The 2,928-nt window shown below is 57.3% G+C and carries 2 protein-coding genes and 1 pseudogene; 1 reads left to right on the top strand and 2 read right to left on the bottom strand.

Translation table 11 applies throughout. The features are described from left to right. Positions 1 to 384: 384 nt before the first annotated feature. Both KMP13_RS15065 and KMP13_RS15060 read right to left on the bottom strand, forming a co-directional pair. Complete coding sequence (locus KMP13_RS15065) at positions 385 to 1,434, bottom strand: hypothetical protein (RefSeq protein ID WP_215266812.1); 1,050 nt, start codon at positions 1,432 to 1,434, stop codon at positions 385 to 387. Between the two features lie 88 nt (positions 1,435 to 1,522). Continuing rightward, positions 1,523 to 2,353: a hypothetical protein gene (locus KMP13_RS15060; protein WP_215266811.1), complete on the bottom strand. Its 831-nt coding sequence runs from the start codon at positions 2,351 to 2,353 to the stop codon at positions 1,523 to 1,525. 121 nt (positions 2,354 to 2,474) lie between these two features. Between KMP13_RS15060 and KMP13_RS15055 the strand changes: the two are divergent. Continuing rightward, a pseudogene (locus tag KMP13_RS15055) lies at positions 2,475 to 2,729 on the top strand (transposase); the annotation flags it as partial. Positions 2,730 to 2,928 lie beyond the last annotated feature (199 nt).

The following is a 2,928-nucleotide window of genomic DNA, read 5'->3' as shown; positions in this document are numbered from 1 at the left end:
GGGTGATCCCGTGGATCTGAAAGACGTTCTTGGCTAAATCGAGACCAACTGTTGTAACTTGCATTGGGTGGCTCCTCTCTGAGCAGTTCATTACAACTGCACTATGGCGCATTGCGACGCCGATGGAGCAGGAGCCATCCACCCCATCTGCTTTCGGGAAACCGACCTTCAAATCTCGCAGATGCAGCGTTGGGCGCGAAGCACGCCATATGAGGGACCGCTTTGGGCTGACTGCGGCCTTTGATGCCGGTTTCAGGAGCGACGGTTTTGTCCGCACAGCGGCCTCACGCCTTCCTATTTGACGTTGATCTCGGGTGCAAACGCAGCGAAAGTCGGCAAAGAGCCCAATCCGTCAGATGCTGCAGATTGGTTGGACGTCCGCTATCACCCGTCCGTCAGCGCCGACCAGTATTCAGGAATCAGTTCAATCGTTGCTGTGAGCGCCGGATCGTCGGATATGATCTGCGTGCGGCGTAATGACAGAGACGCCTTAACCCCGTCCGCAAGATCGAAGGATATCTTGCAGCTCGCACCTTGTCTGTCGGTTTCGGTTGTATCAGGGCTGTAGAAGCAAACGACCCGTCCGGTACCGAGCCGCGTATTAGCATATCGCGCGGCCAGTTCGGGTTCATCGCGATCCGATGGACCCGGCGTTGCATCCGTTCGCAAAGAAAATCGCATCGGCGGCATGTCGCGACACCAGATGCCGTCCGCTTGATCCGAACGAACCTCACCGCACCAGTGGTCAATTTGCTCCTGTGTCAGGCAAAAATCTCCCAAAGTGCAATCTGTCTCCACAGCTCCAACACTGATGGTACGAAAGCTAATCGGATCGCTGCGTTCATTAAGAAGCGTCTCATCTGGTCCGGTCAGTATCGTCACCGGGTTGGTTAGGCTGGTCGAACAGCCAAAGAGCCCGGCCTGAACACCCGGAGCGCAATCATCTGACAGATGCAGGCGGGGACTGGCTGGAAAAGACACCTGATATCCGGCCAGCGTGCCTTCGAAATCAGCGCGGATAATCGCTTCGGCGCGGTTGCCACGGTCGTTGGCAAGTTGGCGCTTGGCCATCTCGCGCTGTGCAACGGGCAACAGAGTCATCATTGCGACTATCACAATTATCACTCCCCCCAACGCCCAGCCGACCCAACGTGCGCGCCCGTGCCCGATCCACAGCACAACCGCAGCGCCAGCCACGCCAAGTGCCGCACTGCCGACCACAATTGGGATCAGCATAAGCGGCCCCAGTGCGAAGAAAGCGAAGTTCAGCGCTGAGCCGATTCCCTGAACAGGCGCGTTACCCGGCCCAAGCATCAGCACAAGAGGCACAGCGCCCAGAACCGCTCCCCGGATCAGTGCCCTTCGTGGTCGTCGGACAAAACGTAATGACAAGAAAAAGCCGATGAAAAACCCTAGAAAAATAAATAGAAGCATCGCGTTCCTTACTATTTTCGCGCGGTTCTATTCATGCATCGCAGCGACGAATTAGTCGAGCCGCTGTCTTCTAAACCATTAAAGAAGATCACCAATGCAGTCTTTGGCGCAGCCGCAGCGTACGGCAGCTTTGTCCGCATTGCCGCAGTTGGCGACGTCCGTTCCAATGGCAGGTTACAAATCCCTGACGACGGACAGACAACTTGACGGTTTTCAGTGTCCCGAGATCTCGGAGCTTTTTTACCTGCTCGGGCAGAATTCCCAGTAGGGATGCTGCCTCGCCGAGCTTTGCAAGACTGTGCCAGAAACTCATAGCAGATTTCAGCTCTTCTAAGGTCACGTCTGTTCGCTTGAGGGCGACATCATCAGTTTCAGCATTAATATGGCCAAGAAGTCGTTTGAGGAACGTCGTTCCAAGTCCAGTTTGTATGCGAGCATCTGCCATGGTGTAGAGTTGCCGTTTGGGTGGTCGCTGCCCAAATACTTCCTTTTCTGGCGATGCTGGATAGGTCTCAAAGATGTGTTCCCGCGTCGTATCGACTAAAAGTGATAGAGCTGGGTCCGTGTGAACATCTTGAAGCCAGTTGTAAAATGGCCCCATATCTGAACTGACATAGGGTCTTCGTGAACTGTCTTTATGGTAAGACTTTTCTAGACCCGCGCACAATCCCGAAGGCCCTTTGATGAGGTGTTCAAATCCAAGTTCACAGAGCATCCGTGCCTCATCAGGTGGCAGATTAAGGAAGGGAACAGAATGATACCCGGAAAGAGAAGCACCGAGGGTCACACAACATCTATGCAAGTGCGTGAGGTCGAGTTGTTCAAGCCAATCTTGCTTTGGTCCCTTCCGAATTCGCTGACGGACATAGGCCTCGAAAGAGGTTTCCCGCATTGTTGTACTGGTTTCAGCGGCGGTCATGATGAAAGACCGGTGCTCCAAAATGCGCGATGTGAAGTCATAAGCCGTATGCGAGTTCTCAGATCGTGGAAGCTCGATTAGAGGGCAGGCGTGCGCGAAACATGCGTAGACGCACGAGACTGTGCGCGTGTTGTCGCGCCTGTTCCGCCGCCTGTTTCTGGATGGGCTGGTGGCGCTGCACCGAGCTGGAGAACTGGCTTTCTATGGGGACCTGAAAGATTTGGCACAGGCGGACGCCTTCGCAACATGGCTCACCCCGTTCCGCAAATCCGAATGGGTGGTGTATTCCAAACCGCCCTTCGGCGGCCCGGTGGCCGTCCTCACCTATCTGAGCCGATATACTCACCGGGTGGCAATCTCGAACCATCGCCTCCTCCCCCCTTCCCCCCCTTCCTTCCCCTTCCCCTTCCCCTCCTCTCTCCCCCCCCCCTCCCCCCCTCCCCCTCCCCCCCCCCTCCCCCCCCCCCCCCCCCTCCCCCCCCCCCCCCCCCCCCCCCCCCCCCCCCCCTTCCCCCCCCTCCCCCCCCCCCCCCCCCCCCCCCCCCCCCCCCCCCCCCCCCCCCCCCCCCCCCTCC

Origin of the sequence: Epibacterium ulvae (assembly GCF_018678075.1) — a bacterium.
Classification (GTDB): domain Bacteria; phylum Pseudomonadota; class Alphaproteobacteria; order Rhodobacterales; family Rhodobacteraceae; genus Epibacterium; species Epibacterium ulvae_A.
The sequence above is the reverse complement of the archived record's forward strand: the minus strand, read 5'-3'. Positions and strand labels throughout refer to the sequence as shown.

Excerpts from the sequence above, each read along its gene's own strand:
- KMP13_RS15065 (WP_215266812.1), bottom strand. The coding sequence starts at position 1,434 with ATGCTTCTATTTATTTTTCTAGGGTTTTTCATCGGCTTTTTCTTGTCA.
- KMP13_RS15060 (WP_215266811.1), bottom strand. The coding sequence starts at position 2,353 with ATGACCGCCGCTGAAACCAGTACAACAATGCGGGAAACCTCTTTCGAG.